General features: G+C 75.5%; 20 protein-coding genes. 1 reads left to right on the top strand and 19 read right to left on the bottom strand.

Features of this window, described 5'->3' with window-relative positions; translation table 11 throughout:
• Position 1: 1 nt before the first annotated feature.
• From NP075_RS14540 to NP075_RS14515, 6 genes are all read right to left on the bottom strand, one after another.
• Complete coding sequence (locus tag NP075_RS14540; RefSeq protein ID WP_227565282.1) at positions 2-568, bottom strand: nucleotidyltransferase family protein; 567 nt, start codon at positions 566-568, stop codon at positions 2-4.
• Complete coding sequence (locus NP075_RS14535; protein ID WP_227565283.1) at positions 561-1,421, bottom strand: ABC transporter permease; 861 nt, start codon at positions 1,419-1,421, stop codon at positions 561-563. The genes NP075_RS14540 and NP075_RS14535 overlap by 8 nt, the downstream gene beginning before the upstream one ends.
• Positions 1,418-2,278: an ABC transporter permease gene (locus NP075_RS14530; protein WP_227565284.1), complete on the bottom strand. Its 861-nt coding sequence runs from the start codon at positions 2,276-2,278 to the stop codon at positions 1,418-1,420. Before NP075_RS14530 ends, NP075_RS14535 begins: the two co-directional genes overlap by 4 nt.
• Positions 2,275-3,126 carry an ABC transporter ATP-binding protein gene (locus tag NP075_RS14525; RefSeq protein WP_227565285.1) on the bottom strand — a complete coding sequence of 284 codons (852 nt, stop codon included), beginning with the start codon at positions 3,124-3,126 and terminating at the stop codon, positions 2,275-2,277. The genes NP075_RS14530 and NP075_RS14525 overlap by 4 nt, the downstream gene beginning before the upstream one ends.
• A 10-nt stretch (positions 3,127-3,136) precedes the next feature.
• Complete coding sequence (locus tag NP075_RS14520; protein WP_227565286.1) at positions 3,137-4,216, bottom strand: ABC transporter substrate-binding protein; 1,080 nt, start codon at positions 4,214-4,216, stop codon at positions 3,137-3,139.
• 187 nt (positions 4,217-4,403) lie between these two features.
• On the bottom strand, positions 4,404-4,970 hold the full coding sequence (locus NP075_RS14515) for a nucleoside deaminase (protein WP_227565287.1): 567 nt from the start codon (positions 4,968-4,970) through the stop codon (positions 4,404-4,406).
• On the opposite strand from NP075_RS14515, the gene NP075_RS14510 reads away from it, so the two are divergent.
• Entirely contained in the window at positions 4,969-6,015 is a 1,047-nt protein-coding gene (locus NP075_RS14510; RefSeq protein ID WP_227565288.1) for an XdhC family protein, read from the top strand. The two genes, NP075_RS14515 and NP075_RS14510, sit on opposite strands and share 2 nt — an antisense overlap.
• Before the next feature lie 104 nt (positions 6,016-6,119).
• On the opposite strand, the gene NP075_RS14505 is transcribed toward NP075_RS14510, so the two are convergent.
• From NP075_RS14505 to NP075_RS14445, 13 genes are all read right to left on the bottom strand, one after another.
• Positions 6,120-6,647 carry a GNAT family N-acetyltransferase gene (locus NP075_RS14505; protein ID WP_227565289.1) on the bottom strand — a complete coding sequence of 176 codons (528 nt, stop codon included), beginning with the start codon at positions 6,645-6,647 and terminating at the stop codon, positions 6,120-6,122.
• Entirely contained in the window at positions 6,644-7,267 is a 624-nt protein-coding gene (locus NP075_RS14500) for a GyrI-like domain-containing protein (RefSeq protein ID WP_227565290.1), read from the bottom strand. Before NP075_RS14500 ends, NP075_RS14505 begins: the two co-directional genes overlap by 4 nt.
• Positions 7,268-7,574: 307 nt before the next feature.
• Entirely contained in the window at positions 7,575-10,346 is a 2,772-nt protein-coding gene (locus NP075_RS14495) for a molybdopterin-dependent oxidoreductase (protein ID WP_227565291.1), read from the bottom strand.
• Positions 10,343-11,140 carry an FAD binding domain-containing protein gene (locus NP075_RS14490; protein ID WP_227565292.1) on the bottom strand — a complete coding sequence of 266 codons (798 nt, stop codon included), beginning with the start codon at positions 11,138-11,140 and terminating at the stop codon, positions 10,343-10,345. Before NP075_RS14490 ends, NP075_RS14495 begins: the two co-directional genes overlap by 4 nt.
• Positions 11,140-12,042 (bottom strand): MurR/RpiR family transcriptional regulator, encoded by a 903-nt coding sequence (locus NP075_RS14485; RefSeq protein ID WP_227565293.1) that lies wholly within the window; start codon positions 12,040-12,042, stop codon positions 11,140-11,142. Before NP075_RS14485 ends, NP075_RS14490 begins: the two co-directional genes overlap by 1 nt.
• Positions 12,039-13,343: an allantoate amidohydrolase gene (locus NP075_RS14480; protein WP_227565294.1), complete on the bottom strand. Its 1,305-nt coding sequence runs from the start codon at positions 13,341-13,343 to the stop codon at positions 12,039-12,041. Before NP075_RS14480 ends, NP075_RS14485 begins: the two co-directional genes overlap by 4 nt.
• Positions 13,340-14,548, bottom strand: coding sequence for a pyridoxal-phosphate-dependent aminotransferase family protein (locus NP075_RS14475; protein ID WP_227565295.1), 1,209 nt, complete (start codon positions 14,546-14,548; stop codon positions 13,340-13,342). The genes NP075_RS14480 and NP075_RS14475 overlap by 4 nt, the downstream gene beginning before the upstream one ends.
• A 57-nt stretch (positions 14,549-14,605) precedes the next feature.
• Entirely contained in the window at positions 14,606-15,994 is a 1,389-nt protein-coding gene (gene allB, locus NP075_RS14470) for an allantoinase AllB (protein WP_227565296.1), read from the bottom strand.
• Between the two features lie 10 nt (positions 15,995-16,004).
• Positions 16,005-16,907, bottom strand: a complete 903-nt coding sequence (gene pucL, locus NP075_RS14465; protein WP_227565297.1) for a factor-independent urate hydroxylase — start codon at positions 16,905-16,907, stop codon at positions 16,005-16,007.
• 3 nt (positions 16,908-16,910) lie between these two features.
• Entirely contained in the window at positions 16,911-17,231 is a 321-nt protein-coding gene (uraH, locus tag NP075_RS14460; protein WP_227565298.1) for a hydroxyisourate hydrolase, read from the bottom strand.
• Positions 17,228-17,770 carry a 2-oxo-4-hydroxy-4-carboxy-5-ureidoimidazoline decarboxylase gene (uraD, locus tag NP075_RS14455; RefSeq protein ID WP_227565299.1) on the bottom strand — a complete coding sequence of 181 codons (543 nt, stop codon included), beginning with the start codon at positions 17,768-17,770 and terminating at the stop codon, positions 17,228-17,230. Before uraD ends, uraH begins: the two co-directional genes overlap by 4 nt.
• A gap of 138 nt (positions 17,771-17,908) precedes the next feature.
• A complete protein-coding gene (locus NP075_RS14450) occupies positions 17,909-19,480 on the bottom strand; it encodes an AtzH-like domain-containing protein (RefSeq protein WP_227565300.1) in 1,572 nt (523 codons plus the stop codon).
• On the bottom strand, positions 19,477-20,559 hold the full coding sequence (locus NP075_RS14445; RefSeq protein ID WP_227565301.1) for an acetamidase/formamidase family protein: 1,083 nt from the start codon (positions 20,557-20,559) through the stop codon (positions 19,477-19,479). The genes NP075_RS14450 and NP075_RS14445 overlap by 4 nt, the downstream gene beginning before the upstream one ends.
• Between the last annotated feature and the right edge of the window lie 186 nt (positions 20,560-20,745).

Here is a 20,745-nt window from a genome sequence, read left to right as displayed (position 1 = left end):
GTCAGCCCGGGGAGTCGTGGTCGTGGCCGCCCGGCAGGTCGGCGCAGTCGATCTCGGCCGGGGGGTGCGCCCGGAGGTAGTCGCGGGCGCCCGTGTCCCCGTGCAGCAGGCGGCGCAGCGGCGCCCAGTGGTCGCGGCCGATGAGGACGGGGTGGCCGGGGCCGAGGCCGAACGTCGCGCGCCGCAGGTCACCCGGTGCGACGGGCCCCGCGGTGACCCGGCGCACCGCGCGCGCGTCGAGCTCGGGGAGGTCGACGAGCGTCACGACGACCGCGACCGTGGGGGACGCGGGCGTCAGGCCGGCCAGCCCTGCGGCCAGGGACGCTCCCATGCCGCGCCGCCAGTCCGTGGCCACGACGACCTGCGCGGCGGGAGGCACGAGGGGGAGTGCCTCGTCCGCCGCCGCCCCGAGGACCACGCGCACGGTCGCGCACCCGCCGCCGAGCAGGGCGTCGTGCGCGCGGTGCAGCCACGGCACGCCGTCGCGCGTCGTGCACAGCGCCTTGGGGTGACCCATGCGGGTGCCCGCGCCGGCGGCCAGGACGAGCCCGAGCAGGTGCTCAGGCACGCCCCGCCGCCGGGCCGAACCGTGCCAGCACCCACTGCTCGAGGAGCTGGGCGATCGTGTAGAGCACGAGGGAGGCCAGCGTGACGACCACGACGAGCGCCCACACCTTGGTGTTCTGCGCGCGGCCCACGGCGGAGACGACGCCGTACCCGATGCCACCGCCGGTGGCGAGCCACTCGGCGATGAGCGCACCGGTCATCGCGCCGGGCACGGAGATGCGCACGGCCGCGAACACCGCGGGCAGCGCCGCGGGGAGCTGGACCAGGCGCAGCACGGTCCGGGGGCCGCCACCGAGCACGGTGACGACGTCGCGCATCTGGGGCGACGCCGAGCGGAGGCCCAGCACGATCGTCACCAGCGCGGGGAACAGCACGACGATGCCGCTCATCACCGCGACCGACGCGACGCCCCGGCCGACGAGCAGGACGATGACCGGCGCCAGCGCGATCAGCGGCACCGACCGGAACAGCATCGCGACGGGCATGATCGCGCCCTCGGCGCTGCGGGACAGCACGATCGCCGCGGCCAGCACGAGGGCGGCGAGCATGCCGGTGACGAACCCGATCGACGCGTCGGTGAGGGTCTGACCCAGCAGCGCGAGCACCTCGGTGCGGTGCTCGCCGGCGTCGGCGTCGGTGACGAGGTACTCCCAGACCTCGCCGGGGCCCTTGCCGACGTACGGGGAGACGTCGAGCACGGCGAGCAGGGTCGTCCAGGTGACCAGGACGACGACGGTCGTGACGAGCGCGTCGAGCAGCACGCGCCCGACGCGCCGCCACGCGAGGTGGGTGCGCCCGCGCGGGGCGCCGTCGGGGGCGCGTCCGGGGCTGTCGACGGCGAGGGCGGTGCTCACGACGCACCCCCGTCCTGGCCGGTGCGGGCACCGCCGGACGACCAGGGGGTGGCGACCCGCGCGAGCAGCGCGAACAGCCCGTACCCGGCGCCGGCGACCAGGCCGCAGACGAGCGCGATGCCCCACGCGCGCTCCGCGTTCATCGACTGACCCGCGTTGACCAGCGCCGGGCCGACGCCGCGGTCGACGCCGCCGATGTACTCGCCGAGGATCGCGCCGAGCAGCGCCGCGGGGGCGGCGACCTGCAGGGCGCCGATGATCCCCGGGAGCGCGGCGACCAGACGCACGCGGACCAGCTGCTGCCAGCGCCCGCCACCGAACACGCTGACGACGTCCAGGCTCGCGGGGTCGGCCGAGCGGAACCCGAGGACCGCCCCGACCACGGTGGTGAAGAACACCGACAGCCCCGCGAGGACGACGGCCGTGCCGGACGGCTCGCCCGCGGGCGGCGGGCCGATGACGATGTAGAGGATCGGGGTGATGGCGACCAGCGGCAGGCAGTAGCTGATGACGGCGACCTGCATGATCAGGCGCTCGAGCGCGGGCACGAGCAGCACGAGCGACGCCAGCGCGAGCGCCAGGCCGTTGCCGACGAGGAAGCCGCGCACGGCCTCCTCGAGCGTGACCGACAGGTGCGTGACGTAGAAGCCGATGCCGTCGCGGGCGAACCCCTGGGCGACGCCCAGGGGCGTGGGCGTGGTCGTGCCGGCGAGCACGGTGGCGGCCGCGAGCCACCACACGGCGACGATGCCGACGACGCCGAGCGCCCCGGGTGCCCAGCGGCGGGCGAGCCGGCCGACGGCGCGCGGCGCAGAGGCCGGGGCCGGGGCCGGTGCGAGGTCCGTCGCGAGGCTCATGCGCCCGGTCCCGCCGGCTCGTCGTCCACGCCCGCCGCCGTGCCGCCGAACAACAGCTCGGAGGCGTGGTCGTGCAGCGCGTGGAACTCCGGCGTGCGCATCATCTCCGGGGTCCGCGGGCGCGGCAGGTCCACCTGGACGACCTCCTTGACGCGTCCGGGCCGAGGGCTCATGACGGCCACCTGGTCGGACAGGAAGATCGCCTCGGAGATCCCGTGGGTCACCATGAGCGTCGTCGCGGGCTTCTCGGTCCAGATGCGCAGCAGCTCGAGGTTGAGGCGCTGGCGCGTCATGTCGTCGAGCGCGCCGAACGGCTCGTCGAGCAGCAGCACCGACGGCTGCACGACGAGGGCCCGCGCGATCGACACGCGCTGGCGCATGCCGCCCGACAGCTGCGCGGGCTTGGCCTTCTCGAAGCCCTCGAGCCCCACCAGCCGCACGAGGTCCGCCACGAGCGCGTCGTCGACGGGGGTGCCGGCCACCTCGAACGGCAGCCGGATGTTGGCCACGACGCTGCGCCACGGCAGCAGCGCGGAGTCCTGGAACGCGATGCCGAGCGCGTGCTCGGCCCGCAGCTCGACGGGGGTGCGGCCCTCGACGAGCGCCGACCCCGTCGTGGGCTCCTCGAGCCCGGCCAGGATGCGCAGGATCGTCGACTTGCCGCAGCCCGACGGTCCGAGCAGCGACAGGAAGCTGCCCTTGTCGGTGAAGAGCGTGGTGTCCTGCAGCGCGGTGACGTGGCGACGGCCCGTCGTGAAGGTCTTGCCGAGGCGGTCGAGGCGCACGCCGGTGCCCAGCGAGCCCGCGGGGGCTCGCCGGGCACCGGCGTCGTGCTTCACGTGGGTCACGGACGCGGCCTCACTTCGCCAGCTCGGGCTGCTCCTCGAGCAGCTCGGTGAGCAGGGACAGGTCGAACAGGTCCTCGGCCTCCAGCTCGATGCCGGCCGCGGCGAGCGTCTTCAGGTTCTGCTCGATCAGCGCGTCCGAGATGGTGAACAGGCCGTTCTTCTTCGTCTCGTCGGTGACGATGAGCGTCTCGGCCTGGATCGTGGCCTGCGCGATCTCCTTGGTGAGGTCGAGCTCGAGGTCCTTGCCGTACTCCTCGACGGCCAGGCGCGCGCCCTCCTCCGGGTCCGCGACGGCGTCCTTCCACCCGCGGATCTCCGCCTCCAGGAAGGCCTTCACCTTCTCCGGCTCGTTCGCGATCATCTCGTCGGTCGTGACCACGGACTCCGCCACGAACGGCAGGCCGTTGTCCGCGAAGAGCAGGTTGGTGACCGGGTTGCCCTCGGACTCGACCGTGATCGACTCGTTGGTCACGTAGGCGAGGAAGCCGTCGACCTCGCCGTTGACCAGGGGGGACGGGTCGTACTCGACCGGGACCTTCGTGACCTCGGCCGGGTCGATCTCGTTGATCGCGAGCAGCGCGTCGAACAGCGCCTCGTTGGGGCCGGCCTGCACGCCGATCCGCTTGCCCTTGAGGTCCTCCGGCGTCGCGATGTCGCCGCCGTCCTTCAGGGACAGGATCGTGAACGGGTTCTTCTGGAACGTCGTCCCGACGATCTTCAGCGGTGCGTCCTCCTCCGCGACGACCTGGCCCACCGACACCGCGTTCGACAGGCCGAAGTCGGCGCCGCCGGACAGGACGATCGACTCCGTGGCGCCCGGACCCGCGTTGAGCGTCACCGACGAGAAGCCGGCGTCGGCGAAGTACCCCTTGCTGTCCGCGAAGAACTCGCCCGCGAACTCGGCGTTCTTGATCCAGGAGAGCTGGACCGTGATGTCGCCGAGGTCAGCGGCGCCGTCCTCGTCCCCGCCGCCCTCGGCGTCGGCTCCCGAGGAGCAGGCGCCCAGGACGAGCGCGAGGGCGGCGCCCGCGGCGGTCAGCCCGGCGAGGCGGGTGCCGCGGGTGCGGCGGGGGTGCTGGGGGAGGGTCATCGGCACTCCATCTGGGGGACGGGCGCGAGCGGGTCGCGCGGTGCGTGAAACAGGTGTTGCGCGCGGTGACGCTACGGACGGGGCGTGTCGGGCCGTGTCGCGGTCTGTGTCCCGGGTGTAAACGCGCCGTCCCCGGGGTCACGGTTCGGTCTCGGTCAGCTGTCCAGGAGGCCGAACGGGTGGCGGGTCAGTACGCGGTGCGCGCGGTGTGCGTCAGCCAGGCGTCGAAGGGGTGCGTGGACTCCGGCAGCCGCAGCGCGGTCACGCGCGTGCGGTCCCACGTGACGCGGTCGCGCGCCAGGAGCTCGTAGAAGACCGAGTCGTCGAAGCCCCCGCGGCCCGCGTCGTGCCGGTCGGCGCTGAACACGACGCGGTCCACGCGCGACCACAGGCAGGCCGCGAGGCACATCGGGCACGGCTCGCACGACGTGTACAGCGTCATCCCGTCCAGCGCGAAGGTGCCCGCCGCGCGGCACGCGGCACGGATCGCCTGCACCTCGGCGTGCGCCGTGGGGTCGAGGTCCCGCGTCACGCGGTTCTGCCCCACGGCGACCTCGACGCCCTCCGCCACGACGACCGCACCGAAGGGGCCGCCGCCGTCGGCGACGTTGGCGGTCGCCAGGTCCACGGCACGACGCAGCCAGCGCGCGTCCGCGGGCGTGTCGGTGTCCGTGCGCGGGTCGGGAGCGGTGCGGGGGTCGGCCGGGGCGGCGTGCCGGCCGGCGGTGGCGACGGGGTCCACGACGATCGACATGGCAGGTCCTCTCGTTGTCCTGCCGTCGATGGTCCGTCCCGGCTGTTTCGCCACCGTTACCCCTGCGCGCCGGTTCTCGAAACAATCATTTCGTAACGTCGCGCTCATGCTCGACCAGGCCGCGGAGATCTGCCGCCGCCTCGACGCCGGTCAGCGCGTCGCGGCGGCGACGCTCGTGCGCGTCGAGGGCAGCGCACCGCGGGCCGTGGGGGCGTCGTTCGTCGTGGGCTCGGACGGCACCGTGGCCGGCAGCGTGTCCGGCGGGTGCGTGGAGGCGGACCTCGTCGAGCGGTGCCTCGCCGTGCTCGACGGCGGGCGGGCCCACGTCACGTCGTACGGGATCGGCGACGACCTGGGCGAGCCGGGCCTCATGTGCGGCGGCACGATCACCGTGCTGGTGCACGAGGTGTCCGCGCTGCCGGCGAGGGCGCTGCACCAGGTGCGCCGCGCGGCCGAGGGCCTGGACGCGTGCGTCGCGCTCGACGCCGACGGCGGCGTGTGCACCGACGAGCCGCTGGTCACCCTGCGGACTCCGGCTGCCCACCCGCTCCTCGTCGTGGGTGCCGGTGAGCACGCGGTCGCGCTCACGCACCTGGCCGCTGCGTGCGGGTTCGCCGTGACGGTGCTCGACCAGCGCCCCCTGTTCGCGACCAAGGAGCGGTTCCCCGACGCCTACGCCGTCGTCCGCGACTGGCCCGACCGGTGGCTCGGGGCGCACCCGCTGACGGCCGCGCACGCCGTCGTCGTCCTGACGCACGACCAGCGCGTCGACGTCCCGACTCTGGTGACGGCGTTGGCCTCGCCGGCCCGGTACATCGGGGCGATGGGCTCGCGCGCGACGCACGCCCGACGCGTCGAGGCGCTGCGGGCGGCGGGGGTGACCGACGCGGCGCTCGCGCGGCTGCGCTCGCCGATCGGCCTGGACCTGGGCGGGTCGACGCCGGCCGAGACGGCGCTGTCGATCCTGGCGGAGGTCGTGATGACCCGCCACGGCGCGACGGGCCGACCCCTGTCGACGACGGCCGGCCCGGTCCACGGTCGCTGACCCGCCGCGCCGGCCGCGAGACCGGGCTCAGGTCGCTCATGACGGCTCATCACCCACCTCAGCCCGGTCTCGCGGGGTGGCCGTCTCGCCATGTGGGCGGGCGGTCAGCGGAGGGTGTCGGCGGTCAGAAGGCGGCGGCGCCAGACGACGTCGAGGGCCGGATTGCCCGACGGGCTCGGGTCGACGCGCTCCACCGTGAAGCCCTCGCGCTCGTAGAAGGCCGCCGCCCGGGTGTTCGCGGCGACGTGCTCGACGCACAGGTCGGTGACCTCGGGCGGCAGCCGGCGGACGAGGCCGTCGATGAGCCGTGGCCCGAGCCCGTGGCCCCGGAACGCCGGGTCGACGTACAGCTTGTACACGACGTGGTCGGCGCCGTACCGCCCGCGCTGGCCGACGCCCACGCACGCACCGCCGACCTCGGCGACCACCACGCAGCCGGCCTCGACCCCGACGGCGACGTAGGTCGGGCTCCACCAGTCGCGGACCTGCGCGTCGGCCGCCTCGGCGCCGATCAGCGGGGCGTAGTGCGGCCGGACGTGCTCCTGGCCGAACGCGCAGATCGCCGCGACGTCCCCGGGACGCGCGTCGCGGACGAGGGGGACGGTCGCCGGGGGCGTCGACGGGCTCGTCACGGCGTCTCGACCGGCGCGACCGGCTGACGCAGGATCGTGCGCAGGCGTTCCGGCGCCGTGCGACGGGCGTCGCTCAGGTAGATCTCGTGGTGCTTGCCCGTCATGCGTAGGCCGTGCGCCGGGATGAACTCGTGGTGCATCGCGTCGAGCACCGGGGCCTCGGCGTCGTAGGGGCCGACGTGCAGCGTCTGCACCGCGAGTCCCTCGTCGAAGGGCTCCAGGCGGATCGCGTCGAGGACGGGTGCGCCGCCCTTGCGGGCCACGGCGGCGCGAGCGGTCTCGACGTGCTCGGCGGTGATCCAGTCGGGCACCAGGCTGAGCAGCGTCCAGTCCCACCGGGACTTGTCGCGCCGGTCGGTGAACGCGGCCATGTCGTCGGACCACCACAGGCCCTCGAGCGGCGGGACCCCGTAGTCGCGGCCGAGATCACGCTTGCTGAGGAACTTCAGGGTGTAGGCGAGCGGGTAGATCGACGTCAGGGTGTCGCGGTACGCGTCGGACGAGTTCGGGTCGCCGTGCCCGTCGACCATGAGGTACCGCAGGGGCGGGACCGTGACGACGTCGAACCGGCCGCGCGCCGCGCGGTACGTGGGTGTCTGCTTGACGAGGTCGACCTTCACGTGGGCACCTCCGCGTCCGGACGTCGTCGCGGGCCGGGTCAGGGACTGCATCCAACCCGGCAAACCGTAGACCAGGAGCTTGCAGACCGTCCGCTGCCGCCGGGACGGCGCAGATGCCCAGGACGTTCCTTCGCACGCAGGTGCCCGCCGCGAGGGCGGGGCGATGTCTCGCTGGGTTGGCGCTGGCACGGAGGGCGCAGTCTTCGCGGGCGGCTGTCATCCGAGGCGTGGGCAGTACCAGAGTGGCGTTGCCCAGGTCGGGTGAACCTCAGTGCACCTGCTCGCCGATGGGCTCGGCTCACCTCGCCTATGCCCCCCGCGCCAGACGCCAGACCCGGTCCTTCGTCATCGGGATCTCGTGCGGGCGGACGCCCAGGGCGTCGCGGACCGCGTTGGCCAGCGCGGGTGCGACGGGGTTGTACGGTGCCTCGCTCATGGACTTCGCACCGTGCGGGCCGAGCCCGTCGCGGGTGCGGGCGAGCAGGACGCGCGTCGGGGGGACGTCGGCCATCTGCGGGACGCGGTAGCCGCGGAGCGCGCGCGTGACCACGATCCCGTCGCGCAGCACCGTCTCCTCCAGCAGGGCCGAGCCGATGCCCTGCGCGACACCGCCCTCGATCTGGCCGCGCAGCTGCTCAGGGTTCAGCACGACGCCGGCGTCGGCGGCCTGCACCGACTGCAGGATCCGCACGGTGCCGGTCGCGGTGTCGACGGCGACGCGGAACCCGTGGACGTTGAACGCCACGGAGCGCGGGCTGCCGTGGTGCGAGCCGTCGGCGGATCGTGGGCCGAGCTCGGCGAACGTCACGAGCCGGTCGCCGACGCGCACCCCGTCCGGTCCGACGACGGGGGCGTCATGCGACGTCGGTGCGCGACCCGACGCGACCCCCGCCTCGTGGGCGCCCTCGACGATCCCGCGGGCCGCCGTCACCAGCTCCTCGCGCAGCAGCGCCGCCGCCTGGGCGACCGCGCGCCCGGCGACGACCGACCCCGTCGACCCGTACGCACCCGTGTCGTACCCCGCGCGGTCGGTGTCCGACTGCCGCAGCCGCACCCGGTCCGGCGTGGTGCCCAGGGCCGTGGCGACGAGCTGCACGTGCACGGTCGACGTGCCGTTGCCGAACTCGGCGGTGCCGACCGCGACCTCGTAGCAGCCGTCCGCGGCGACCGAGACGGTCGCCGTCGAGTGGTGACCGCGCGGCGGGATGGTCGCGATCATCGCGACCGCCATGCCCTCGCCCACGCGCCACCGCTCACCCACGGGCACCAGCGCGGCGTCGCCCGCCCGCGTCGTCGCCAGCGCGTCCTCGACGAGGTCGAGGCACTGCGTGAGCCCGTAGGACGGGGTGTCGTCGCCCGGCTCGACCAGCCCGTACCCCAGGTCCGTCGTCGTGTCGGCGTGGTTGACGAGGAACTCGTCGCCGGGGCGCACGACGTTGCGCCGCCGCATCTCGAACGGGTCGATCCCGACCTCGCGCGCCAGCTCGTCGACCGCCGACTCCAGCCCGAACATCACCTGCCCCAGCCCGTACCCGCGGAACGCGCCGGACGGCAGCTGGTGGGTGTACACGGCCTCGGCGTCCACGCGCTTGGCCGGGCACCGGTACTGCGCGACCGACTCGTGGATGCCGTGGAACAGCACGCCCGGCGCGTGGTTGCCGTATGCGCCGGTGTCCGAGAGGACGTCCAGGTGCATCGCGGTCAGCCGCCCGTCCGCGTCGGCGCCCAGCGTGACCTCGACGCGCATCGGGTGCCGGCAGGGCGCCAGCGCGAGCTCGTCCTCGCGGGTCATCTCGTACTGCACGGGCCGTCCGGTGCGCAGCACGGCGAGGGTCACGAGGTCCTCGGTGAGCACCTCCTGCTTGCCGCCGAACCCGCCGCCGACGCGCGCCGCGACGACCCGCACGCGCTCGCGGTCGAGCCCGAACACGTGGCACAGCTCCTCGCGCACGAGGAACGGCACCTGCGTGCTCGTGCGGACCACGAGCCGGCCGCCGTCGTCCAGCCAGCCCACCGCCGCGTGCGTCTCCAGCGCCGTGTGCGACACGCGGGCCGTGCGCCACGTGCCCCGCACCACGTGCGCCGACGCCGCCAGCGCGGCCGCCACGTCCCCGACCTCGCCATGGCTCGCGGCCACCACGTTGCGGGCCGGGTCGGCGATGCGGGACGCCGCGGCGTCCTTGTCGCCGTGCACCAGCGGGGCACCGGGGCGGCGTGCCTCCTCCGGGTCGAGGACTGCGGGGAGCGGCTCGTACTCCACGTCGATCAACGCGCACGCCGCCCGTGCGAGCGCCACCGAGTCCGCGACGACGGCCGCGACGCGCTGGCCGTGGAACCGCACGACGTCGTCGAGGACACGCGTGTCGTCGGGGTCGTCGGTGCGGTGCTGGTGGCGGCCCGTCGAGAAGAGCACGTCGGGGGAGTCGCGGTGGGTGAGCACGAGGTACACGCCCGGCAGCGCCTCGGCGCGGGTGGTGTCGATCGCGACGATGCGCGCGTGCACGTGCGGCGAGCCCAGCACGGCCAGGTGCAGCAGCCCGGTCGGCACCTCGTCGAGCGTGAACGGCTCGCGCCCGCACACGATCCGCCGCCCCGCGGGCACGGCCACCGGGTCCCCGACCCCGCCGTCGCGCACGACGTTCGCCTTGCCCGCCAGCGCGTCGCGCACCGCCCGGTACCCGGTGCACCGGCACAGGTTGCCCTTGAACCGGCGGACCAGCCCGTCCTCGTCGAGGTGCACGTGTCCGGCGTCGTCGGCCAGGGCCGTCGCGGTGACGACCATGCCGGCCGTGCAGAACCCGCACTGGAACCCCTGGGCCTCGACGAACGCCTCCTGGACGGGGCTCAGCGCGTCGGGCGTACCGAGGCCGGCGGCCGTCGTGACCTCGGAGCCGACCGCGCGAGCCGCGGGCAGGAGGCACGAGTGCCGCGCCTGCCCGTCGACGAGCACGGTGCACGCGCCGCAGTCCCCGGAGTCGCAGCCCTTCTTCACCGCGACGTGCCCCTCCTGGCGCAGGAACGTGCGCAGGCACTGGCCCGGTGCGGGCGTCGCGGTGACGTCCTGGCCGTCGACCCTCATGCGGTCACCTCCTCGACGACCTCGTGCGCGAGCAGGGTCGTCACGGCGCGCCGCCAGTCCGGGGCGCCGTGCACGTCGTCGTACCACTCGAGCCCGGCCAGTACCCCGCTGACCTGGGTCGACGTCGGCAGCGAGGCGAACCGGTGCTGGACCGGGCGCGGCGTCGCGGCCGTCACGGTGAGCGTCACGGTGCCGTCGGCGTCCCGCCGCGCGACCACCAACGACGCCGAGCGGCCGACGGCCGTCAGCGACACCTGCCGCACCGCCGCCCGCGCCCGCAGCGCGTGCCCGGGAACGTCGAACGCGCGCAGCACCTCACCGGGCGCCAGCGTCGTGCAGCCGGGGCCGACGACGAGGTCGGCGACGGCCGAGCGGCGCTCACCACCGTCCGGCGTCCAGACCACGGCGACCGCGTCGAGGGCCACCAGCAGCGCCGTCATGGCACCGGCGGGCAGCGCCATCGCGACGTTGCCGCCGACCGTCGCCTGCCCCTGGACCTTGAACGACATGAGCAGGGCGTCCGCGCAGGCACCGACGAGCGGCCACGCGGTCCACGCGGGGTCGGGGGTGTGCGCGGCCAGCTGCTCGACCGTGCACGTCGCGGCGACGCGCAGGCCGTCGCGGGTGCGCTCCAGCGGTTCCCACCCGAGCGTCGTCAGGTCGACGAGGCCCGTGACCCCGGGCTGCGGCTCGGAGAACAGCCAGGTGCCGCCGGCGAGCAGGCGCTCACCGGGCGCCAGGCGCAGGTCGGCACGCGTGCGGGCGGCCCGCAGGGACTCCACGGCGAGGTCCATCAGCGCGCCTCGACCTCTCCGAGCGTGCGGTACGCCGAGTCGATCGCGGCGACGCGCTGCTCACCCGTGCGTCCGCGCCGGGCCAGGACCGCGTCGGCGAGCGCGGCGACGACGGACGACGCGGCCGCGTACGAGTCGAACGCACCGCGGGCCTGCACCGGACACTCCAGCCACCACGTCGCGTGGGCCGCCAGGGCACGCGCGGTGGGGTCGGCCAGCAGGACGACGGGCGTGCCCGCGGCGTGCAGCCGCTCGGCCAGCGCGCGCACGCCCGGCGGGCGGCGGCGGAACGCGACCAGGACCACGGCGTCCTGCCCGGACAGGTCGACGACGTCCTCCGACCACGACTGCCCGGGCTGCGGCAGCAGCGTGACGTGCGGGCGCACCTGCGTGAGCTGCTGACGCAGGTGCAGCGCGACGGGGTAGCTGTTGCGCAGGCCCACGACGACGACGCGCGGCGCGTGCGCGAGCAGGTCGGCGACCGCGTCCACGTGCACCGCGAGGCTCGCCGCGGCCACGCGCACGGCGGCGCTCTCGGCGTCGGCGTGCGCGTCGAGGTCCGGCGTGGCGCCGAGCGTCACCGGCAGGCCGTGGCCGCGCAGGCGCCGCAGGTGGTCGCGGACCTGCGTGAAGTCGTCGAAGCCCAGGCTGCGGAACAGGCGGCTCATGGTCGCCTTCGAGACACCCGCGAGGGTCGCGAGCTCGGCGGCCGAGTACGTCGCGAGGTCGCCGAAGTGCTCGAGCAGCACGTCGGCGCCCTTGCGCTCCTGGGGCGGCAGGTCCGCGTAGCGGGCGACGACGCGCTCGTCGAGGCGCAGGCCGTCGAGGTCCGGTGCGGCCGGCGCGGCAGGTGCGGCAGGTGCGGACGGTGCCGGTGCGACGGCGGGGACCGTCGTCGTCACGCGCGTGCCTCCGCGTCGGCCTGTGCGGAACCGGCCCGGGCGGCGTGGGCCTGTGCGGCGTGGGCCGCTGCGGCACCGGTCCGCGTCGCGACGGTGCGCGCCGCGGCCGTCAGCGCGTCCAGCCCCGCGGCGACGTCGGCCTCGCGCACCGACTCGTCGGGGTGGTGGCTGATGCCGTCGCCGCAGCGTAGGAACAGCATGCCGACGTCCGTCACGGCGGACACGGCCATGCCGTCGTGCCCCGCCCGGCTCCACACGTCGAGCGGGTCGGTGTCACCGGTCGTCGCGACGCCGTCGCGCAGGGCGTCACGCAACCAGCCGGCGCACGGGGTGGCGGGGGCCTCGTACAGGTCGGTCACGCGCATCGTCAGCCCGCGCGCCGCGCAGACGTCGGCGATCCCGGCCAGCAGGGTGGCGCGCATCGCGTCGCGCTCGCCGTCGGTCGCGGCCCGCAGGTCGACGGAGAACACGGCGCGGCCGGGGATGACGTTGACGGCGCCGGGCTCCACGGCGACCTGCCCGACCGTCGCGATCGCCCCCGAGTCGCGCACCGTCCGCTCGATCAGCACGATCGCCTCGGCGGCCCCGACGAGGGCGTCGCGTCGCCGCGGGTACGGCGTCCCACCCGCGTGCCGCGCCTCCCCGACGACCTCGACGCGGAACCGCTGCGCACCCGCGATGGTCGTGACGACGCCCAGCGAGCGGTCCGCCTCCTCGAGCAGCGGGCCCTGCTCGATGTGCGCCTCCAGGTAGGCCACCAGCTCGCCGGGCCGACGCGCGGCCGTGCCCACCAGCGCCGGGTCGAGGCCGAAGTCGCGGGCGGCCTGCTCGAGCGTCGTGCCGTGCGCGTCGCGCAGCGCCCACCAGGCGTCGTCCCACGTGCCGGCCAGCGCGCGGGACCCCAGCAGCGCAGTGCCGAAGCGCGCGCCCTCCTCGTCGGTGAACCCGACGACCTCCAGCGCGCACGGCCACGCCGGGAGCTCGTCGCGCAGCCGCTCGGCGGCGGCGACGGCCAGCAGGACGCCGAGCATGCCGTCGTACCGGCCCGCGTCGGGCACCGTGTCGAGGTGCGAGCCGAGCAGCAGCGCCGGCAGGCCCGGCTCGCGTCCCTCGGCGCGTCCGCACAGGTTGCCGGCCTGGTCGCGCCACGTGCGCAGCCCGGCCGCGGCCATCCAGCCCTCGACCAAGCCCTGCGCCGCGGCGAGCGCGGGCGTCAGGTGCGCGCGGTCGAGGTGCTCCGCGTGCTCGCTGCACCCGGCGAGCGCGTCGCAGCGTCGCAGCACCTCGGCGGCGGACGTCACGCGGCGTACACCTCCTGCGCGGCGGTCACGCCGCCACCCGTCGGGACGGCCACGCCCTGCGTGCGCAGCACGTGCTCGAGCGCCGCGAGCGTGGTCAGCACCGCGTCCTTGCGCGCGTTGACGCCCATGGTCCCGATGCGCCACACCCGCCCGTGCAGCGGGCCGAAGGACGTGCCGATCTCGATCGCGAAGTCGTCGAGCATCGACGCGCGCACCGCGTCGGCGACGACGCCCTGCGGGACCTCCACCGCGACGACGTTGTGCATCTTGTGCGCGACGTCGCCGAACACGCCGAGCCCGAGGCCCTGCACGCCCGCGAGCATCGCCTCCCCGGCGACGCGGTGGCGCTCGATCGTCGCGTCGAGCCCGTCCTCGACGAGGATCCGCGCGCACTCGTGCGCCGCGTACAGCATCGAGGTCGCCTCGGTGTGGTGGTTGAGGCGGCGCGGGCCCCAGTAGTCGAGGAGCTGGGCGAGGTCGAGGTAGTTGGAGCCGATGACGGTGCCGCGCGGCTCGTCGTCGTCCGTGCGCAGGCCCTCCTCGACGTGCCGGCGCGCACGCACGGCGTCACGCGCCCGGTCCGACAGCGTGGCCGGTGCGCTGCCCGACGGCCCGCCCAGGCACTTCTGCAGCCCGGCCGTGACGACGTCGAGGCCCCAGTCGTCCGTGCGCACGTCGTTGCCGCCCAGGGACGCGGTCGCGTCGACGTACAGCAGCGCGTCGTGCTCGGCGCACACGGCGCCGAGGTCCGCGAGCGGCTGGCGCATCGTCGTGGAGGTGTCGCCGTGGACGACCGCGACGAGCCGGGGCCGGTGGGCGCGCACGGCGTCGGCGACGCGCTGCGGGTCGACGACCCGGCCCCACGGGGCCTCGACCGTCTCGACGACCGCACCGGCACGCCGGGCGATCTCGACGAGCAGGTGGCCGAACCGCCCGAACACCGGGACGAGCACGCGGTCCCCGGGCTCGACGAGCGACACGACCGCCGCCTCGATCGCCGCGCGGGCCGTGCCGTCGACCAGCAGCGTCGCGTCGTTGGCGGTGCGGAACACCTCGCGGTAGAGGTCCTGCGTGGCGTTCATGTACCCCGTCATCACCGGGTCGAACTGCCCGACCAGCGGTGCGGACATCGCGCGCAGCACGCGCGGGTCGGCGCTGATCGGGCCCGGCCCCATGAGCAGGCGGTGCGGGGGGTTCAGGGTCATGGGCGGCACGCTACGAAACGGCCGTTTCACCGAGGTTTCGGCCAGGTGCGCCCTGGGTCACGCGCGCCTCAGCAGCCGGCCGGTCCCGGCGGTCACGGCACCGTCCCGCACGACGACCCGCCCCCGCAGCACCGTGGCGGCGACCGAGGCGGACAGCTCGACGCCGTCGTACGCGCTGATCGGGTTCCGGTGGGCCAGCGTGCGGGCGTCGACGTGCCACGGGGTGCGCGGGTCGAGCACCAGCACGTCCGCGTCCGCGCCGGGTGCCAGCCGGCCCTTGTGGCCGAGCCCGACGAGGTCCGCCGTGGACGTCGACATCCACCGGCTGACCTGCGCGATCTCGATGCCGCGGGCCGCGGCGCCGTGCGCGACCGCCTGGAACCCGACCTGCAGGCCCGCGACCCCACCCCACGCCTGCTGCAGGTCCCCGTCGCCGCGCAGCTTCTCCTGCGCCGTCGCGGGGGAGTGGTCGGTGACGACGACGTCGATGACACCCGCGCGCAGGCCGTCCCACAGCGCCTCACGGTTGCCCGCGTCGCGGATCGGCGGGCAGCACTTGTGCGCCGGAGACGCGTCGGGGATCGCCCCGGCGTCGAAGGTCAGGTAGTGCGGGCACGTCTCGACCGTCACCGGCAGACCCTCGGCGCGCGCGTCGGCGAGCAGGTCCAGCGCGCGGGCGCTCGACAGGTGCAGGACGTGCACGCGGCAGCCGGTCGCGCGCGCACCGGCGACGACGCGGGCGATCGCGGCCGTCTCGGCCTCGTGCGGACGCGACGCGACGAAGTCCCGGTACGACCCGCCCGGCCGCACCGGGGCGCCCGCGAGCACGGTCGGGTCCTCGGCGTGGACGATGACCAGCCCGTCGAACGCCGCCACCGTCCGCAGGGCCGCCTCGAAGCCGGCGGGGCCGAGCGGCGGGAACTCGTCGACGCCCGACGGCGACAGGAAGCACTTGAAGCCCATGACGCCCGCGTCCCACAACGGACGCAGGTCGTCGAGGTTGCCGGGCACGGCACCGCCCCACAGGGCCACGTCCACCGACAGCTGCCCGGTCGTCGCGCGGCGCTTGGCGGCCAGGCCGGCCGTGGTCGTCGTCGGAGGGATGCTGTTGAGCGGCATGTCGACGAGCGTCGTGACCCCGCCGAGCGCCGCCGCCCGCGTGGCCGACGCGAACCCCTCCCACGCCGTGCGGCCCGGCTCGTTGACGTGCACGTGCGTGTCCACGACGCCCGGCAGGACGTACGCGTGGTCGGGGGCGGTGAGCACCGGGCCCTCGACGGGTGCGTCGTACGCGTCGACGGCCGACACCCGGCCGTCGACGACGCGCAGGGTCGCGGGGCGCAGCGCCCCGTCGACGAGCACCTGGCGCCCGCGGACCGCGGCGACCAGGTCACCGGGCGCGGGGCTGCTCGTCGCCGGCCGGCCGGCCGGGGCCGTCGTCGTCATCGAGGCCGCCTCAGACGAACCCGGGCACGGACGCCCACACGTGCGGCACCGGCGGATCGCCCTCGCGTCGCACGTCGGCCTCGATGAGGCCGTAGGGACGGTCGGCGGCGTAGAAGACCTCGTTCGGGTTGTCCAGGCCGAAGGGCTCGAGGTCGACGAGGAAGTGGTGCTTGTTGGGGCACGACAGCCGCACCTCGGCCACGTCGTCGCACGCCTCCAGGACGGCCCTGCCCATCTCGAAGATCGTGTGCTGCAGCGCCAGCGAGTGCACCTGCGCGAACGTCGCCAGCAGCAGGTCGCGCACCACGGGGTAGCGGGCCTCGAAGTCCACGTCCGGGTCCGCCCACCGCCACCACGCGGTCACCGAGGTCGCCAGGACGCGGTCCTTGGTCTCCGGCAGCGTCGTGTACGCGTCGCGCGGGAAGCCCCAGAACTCCGAGCCCGTCGACTTCAGCACCGTCGCCCCCGTGAAGCCCGAGACCACGTGGACGTCGTCGCCGTCGACCTGCACGACCGTGCGGCGCGTCTCGCGGCCCGTGCGGACGAACGCGTGGTCGTGCGGCTCGCCGTCCACCGCGATGCGGTCCCACGCGTGCACGTCGGCCGCGAACCGCCCACCCGTCACCTGGTCGAACCCGTCGACGAAGTGACGTGCCAGCCGCAGCAGGAACCGCTCGGGCGACCCGACGCCGAACTGCCGGGCGAACGCGTACACGGTGTTCTTCTGCGTGTCCGTGGCGACGACCTGGGCGTTGTCGCCGGTGGTGTGGCAGGCCGCGAAGTCGCCGCGCAGCTGCGTGGTGACCGTGAGGTCCTCGATCTCGTGCACCGGGGTGTCGCGCGTGACCCGCACGAGCCGCACCTCGGCCTTCCCGTACTGGTTCGATCCCAGCACGACCTCTCCCACGGCCATACGTCAGCTCCCTCGGTACGTCGTGCAGGCGAACGGGCTCAGCAGCAGAGCCAGGTGGTAGTGCGGCTCGGCGTCGTCGACGAGGACCTCGAGGTGGACCGCCGCGTGCACCGTCGCGACCCCCGCGGCCGCGAACCAGGCGGCCGTGGCGTAGCGCAGGACGTACGTGCCCGTCGCGAGCGTGGCGGCCCAGCGCACGCGACCGTCGTCGTCGGTGCGACGGCTCTCGAGGACCGTGCCCTCTGCGTCCAGGAGCGTGACGTCCAGGCCGACGGCGGGCCGGCCGGCCACCGCGTCGAGCACGTGGGTCGAGCAGGTGGTCATGCGACGGGCTCCGTGGCGCGCGCGTGGACGCCGTCGACGGCCGCGGCCGTGACCAGGCCCGTCAGGCGCAGCGCGGCGATCTCGCGCAGCTGCTGGGCCGTGACCTCCGCCTCGGTCAGGTCGTCGTGCGTCAGGCGCTGCTCGAGCAGCGCGAGGATCTCGGCGCTGCTGCGGCCGGCGGCACGCACGAGGTAGACGCGGCCGAACCGCTCCTCGTACCGCGCGTTGCCGTCGGCCAGGCGGGCGGCCACGTCCGCGTCAGACGCCTCGACCCCCGACTGCTCGCGTGCCGACATCGCGGCCGAGCGCCCGGCCGACCGGTGCCGCTCACCGATGCGCGGGTGGTCGGCCAGCGCCCGCTCCACGTCCGCGTGCGACCAGGCCAGCGCCTGCTGCGCGGCGTGCTCCCGCAGCGCCGCGACCGACCGGTACGGGCGCCCCGCCACGACCGCGTCGGCCCACCACGGCACGTCGGCGCACGCCCGCACGAGCGCCTGCGCGTCCGCGGACGGCAGCGTGTCGAACTCCTCCAGCAGCATCCACGTGTCCTCTCACCTGCGGCCGACCGTAGGCGGGCGATGTGTCACCGAGGGAAACGGTTGTTTCAGCAGCGTGAACATGTGCGCACCCGGTGGTCGGGGGCCGGCGTCCGCGACGTCGCGTCGCGCGGGCGCGGGTCACAGCCTGGCGGCGAGCTCGCGCGCCAGGGCGAGCAGCGCGCGGTCCCGGCCGGGTGCGGCCAGGAGGCAGGCGCCCACGGGGAACGGTGCCCGTCGCCCCGGCTCGGGCAGCGCCCCGCCCTCCGGTGCGTGAGAGGTCGACCCGGCCTCGTGGCGCGTGGGCAGGACGACGGCCGGCAGGCCGCCGAGACCCGCGACGCACGTCAGGCGCAGGGTGGCGGCGCGCACGGCCTCCAGCTCGGCCGGGACCGGCCGCGGGGCGACCGACGCGGCGGCCGGGACGACGAGCACGTCGTCGCCGAGGAGGTCGAGCACCTGCGCGCGGATCGCGTCCCGGCGCTCGCCGGCGGCCCCGCCCGTGGCGTCGTCGACGCGGGACGCCACGGCGAACCGGCCGGCGACGTCGGACCCCAGGGCGCCCGGGTGCGCGCGCACCCAGGCGCCGTGCGCCCGCCACGCCTCCCACGCCTGCCGCACGCGGAACACCTCGGCCCACGCGTCGACGTCGACGGTCCGCCACGCGTCGCTCGCCGTCGCCCCGGCGGCGGCGGCGAAGGCGCCCACCCGCGCGGCGACGTCGTCCTGCGCGAGCGCCAGCAGGTCAGGGCTGACGAGGAGGCGGGGCGACCAGGTGCCGGCGGCGAGGTCGGGCGGGAGGAGCACGTCGCCGACGGCGGCCAGGAGGTCGGCGTCGCGCGTCAGCCAGCCGACCGTGTCGAACGACGGAGCGAGGGGCACCACACCGGTCGTGGGCACGGCTCCGTGCGTCGTGCGCACCCCGTACAGGCCCTGGTACGACGCCGGGACGCGGACGGACCCGCCGGTGTCGGTGCCCAGCCCGACGTCCGCCTGCCCCAGCGCCACGGCTGCGGCGGAGCCCGAGGACGACCCCCCGGGCACCCGGCCGGGCGCCCGGGGGTTGGGCGGGGCGCCGGTGTGCGTGTTGGTGCCCGCGAGGGAGTACGCGAGCTCGTCGGTGCGTGCGATGCCGCGCACGTCGGCCCCCGCCGTCAGGAGGCGCGCGACCGCGGGGGCGTGCGCCGGCTCGACGTCCGCCCCGTCGAGCCACGTCGGGTTGCCGACACCGACGCGCTGACCGGCCACCGCGTAGAGGTCCTTGACCGCGACGGTGCGCCGCGCCAGCGGGCCGTCGGCGCTGCCCGTGACGAGGGGGTCGCCGAGGACGCGCCACACCCGGGGGTCGAACGCCGGCGCCGGCGCGTGCACGTGCGCGGCCGCCACCACCCAGCCCTCGGCGGTGCGCTCCCACAGCTGGGTCTGCTGACCCCGGCCGCCGCGCAGCAGCTCGGTCACCGCGACGACCAGCGCGTGGTCGTCGTCGGCCGTGCGCACGTGCACCTCCACGAGCCGACGCTCCGGCGCCCCGCCGCGCGCCCCGCGGAAGGCCGCGATCTCGTCGTGCCCGACCAGCAGACCGCCCGCGTCGCCCCGCAGCGTCTGCGGGCCGGGGGCGAACAGCCGGTCGAGGGCGTCCAGGTCGTCCGTGCCGAGGGCCCGCTCGTAGGCGCGGACGGCCGCGAGCAGGCCGGGCGGGGGGTCGGTCCTCATGCGCGCGTCCCCTCCGGCTCCTCGAGGTCGGCCAGCCGGATCCGCGCGTGGACGCCCGTCACCCGGTCGACCACCTGGGACACGTCGAAGTCCGTGGCGGCCGACAGGTACGCGAGCGCGTGGGCCCGGTCCATGCCGAACCGCGCCTGCAGCAGGTCCAGCGCGGCGCGCACGCACTTGCGCAGCGCCTCGTCGAGGTCCGCGTCGAGGCCCGTGGGGACGAGGTGCTCGGCCGTGCGCAGCAGCGGCCCGGTCAGGGGACCGAGCTCTGCGACGGCGTCGGGACGGGGGAGCAGGTCGAACCGCAACGTGACCCGCAGCGACGCCTCCAGCGCCGTCAGCGCCACCTCCCCGTCCCCCTGCGCGAAGTGCGGGTCGCCGACGTACGCGAGCGCGTCGTCCACCTGCACCGGCAGGTACAGCGTCGCGCCGGCCTGCAGCAGGTTGATGTCGAGGTTGCCGCCGTGCGCTCCCGGTGGCACGGAGTGCGGTCGCTCGTCGCCCGCGACGGCGACGCCCACGATCCCCGGGAACGGCGCCAGGGGGAACGACACGGTGCGGTCGCTGCCCGCCGCCCGGGGCATCACGGCCCGCGTCCCGCGCTGGTCCAGGCGGGCCAGGACGCTGACGACCTCGGCGCCGTCCTCGGGCATCTCGCCGGGCAGCGCACCGCGGCCGTGGCGGTTCGAGATCACCCCGTAGGGGACGCGCGGCAGGGTCTCGACGACCGTGACCGCGAGGACGTCGCCGGGCCGGGCACCGCGCACCGCGACGGGCCCGGTGACGACGTGAGGACCGTCGACGTGCGGATCGTGGGGGTGGTCGGACGCGGCGAGCGCGATCGCGTCGGCCAGGACGTCGGTCAGGCCGTGCGCACCGAAGAACGCGCGCGGGTCGCGGCCCTGGTCCTCCAGCAGGCCCTCGTGGCTCAGCGTGTCGATCGTGACCTCGGTGCCGGGGTCCACCGACAGGACGGGCGTGTCCGTGGCGCAGGGCAGCCGGCCCCACAGGACGTTCCCGGGGGTCGACGGCAGGTAGGTGGCGGCGCGGACGGGGCCGGTACCGGGGTCGAGCAGCATGGTCGGGGACTGTAGGGGGCCCGGGTGTCCGGCATGTTGCGCCGTCACCCGCCTGTGGACGCGGGAGCCCCGCGCGGCCGCGGACGCGTGCCGAGCCGTCCCCAGCCCTCCGCACGCTCGGCGCGTCCACAGATGTCGACGGTCGTCGCCCGCGGCCGGTCCCGGGACGACAGAGTCGGCCGACGC

The sequence above is a fragment of the Cellulomonas wangsupingiae genome, assembly GCF_024508275.1.
GTDB classification, from domain to species: Bacteria; Actinomycetota; Actinomycetes; order Actinomycetales; family Cellulomonadaceae; genus Cellulomonas; species Cellulomonas wangsupingiae.
This window is presented reverse-complemented; position numbering and strand designations above follow the sequence as displayed.

Coding starts and splice junctions, on each gene's coding strand:
- NP075_RS14530 (WP_227565284.1), bottom strand. CDS start 2,278: ATGAGCCTCGCGACGGACCTCGCACCGGCCCCGGCCCCGGCCTCTGCG.
- uraD (WP_227565299.1), bottom strand. CDS start 17,770: ATGCTGCTGGAGGAGTTCGACACGCTGCCGTCCGCGGACGCGCAGGCG.
- pucL (WP_227565297.1), bottom strand. CDS start 16,907: ATGGCCGTGGGAGAGGTCGTGCTGGGATCGAACCAGTACGGGAAGGCC.
- NP075_RS14510 (WP_227565288.1), top strand. CDS start 4,969: ATGGCAGGTCCTCTCGTTGTCCTGCCGTCGATGGTCCGTCCCGGCTGT.
- allB (WP_227565296.1), bottom strand. CDS start 15,994: ATGACGACGACGGCCCCGGCCGGCCGGCCGGCGACGAGCAGCCCCGCG.
- NP075_RS14490 (WP_227565292.1), bottom strand. CDS start 11,140: ATGGACCTCGCCGTGGAGTCCCTGCGGGCCGCCCGCACGCGTGCCGAC.
- NP075_RS14450 (WP_227565300.1), bottom strand. CDS start 19,480: ATGAGGACCGACCCCCCGCCCGGCCTGCTCGCGGCCGTCCGCGCCTAC.
- NP075_RS14445 (WP_227565301.1), bottom strand. CDS start 20,559: ATGCTGCTCGACCCCGGTACCGGCCCCGTCCGCGCCGCCACCTACCTG.
- NP075_RS14475 (WP_227565295.1), bottom strand. CDS start 14,548: ATGACCCTGAACCCCCCGCACCGCCTGCTCATGGGGCCGGGCCCGATC.
- NP075_RS14495 (WP_227565291.1), bottom strand. CDS start 10,346: ATGAGGGTCGACGGCCAGGACGTCACCGCGACGCCCGCACCGGGCCAG.
- NP075_RS14520 (WP_227565286.1), bottom strand. CDS start 4,216: ATGACCCTCCCCCAGCACCCCCGCCGCACCCGCGGCACCCGCCTCGCC.
- NP075_RS14515 (WP_227565287.1), bottom strand. CDS start 4,970: ATGTCGATCGTCGTGGACCCCGTCGCCACCGCCGGCCGGCACGCCGCC.
- uraH (WP_227565298.1), bottom strand. CDS start 17,231: ATGACCACCTGCTCGACCCACGTGCTCGACGCGGTGGCCGGCCGGCCC.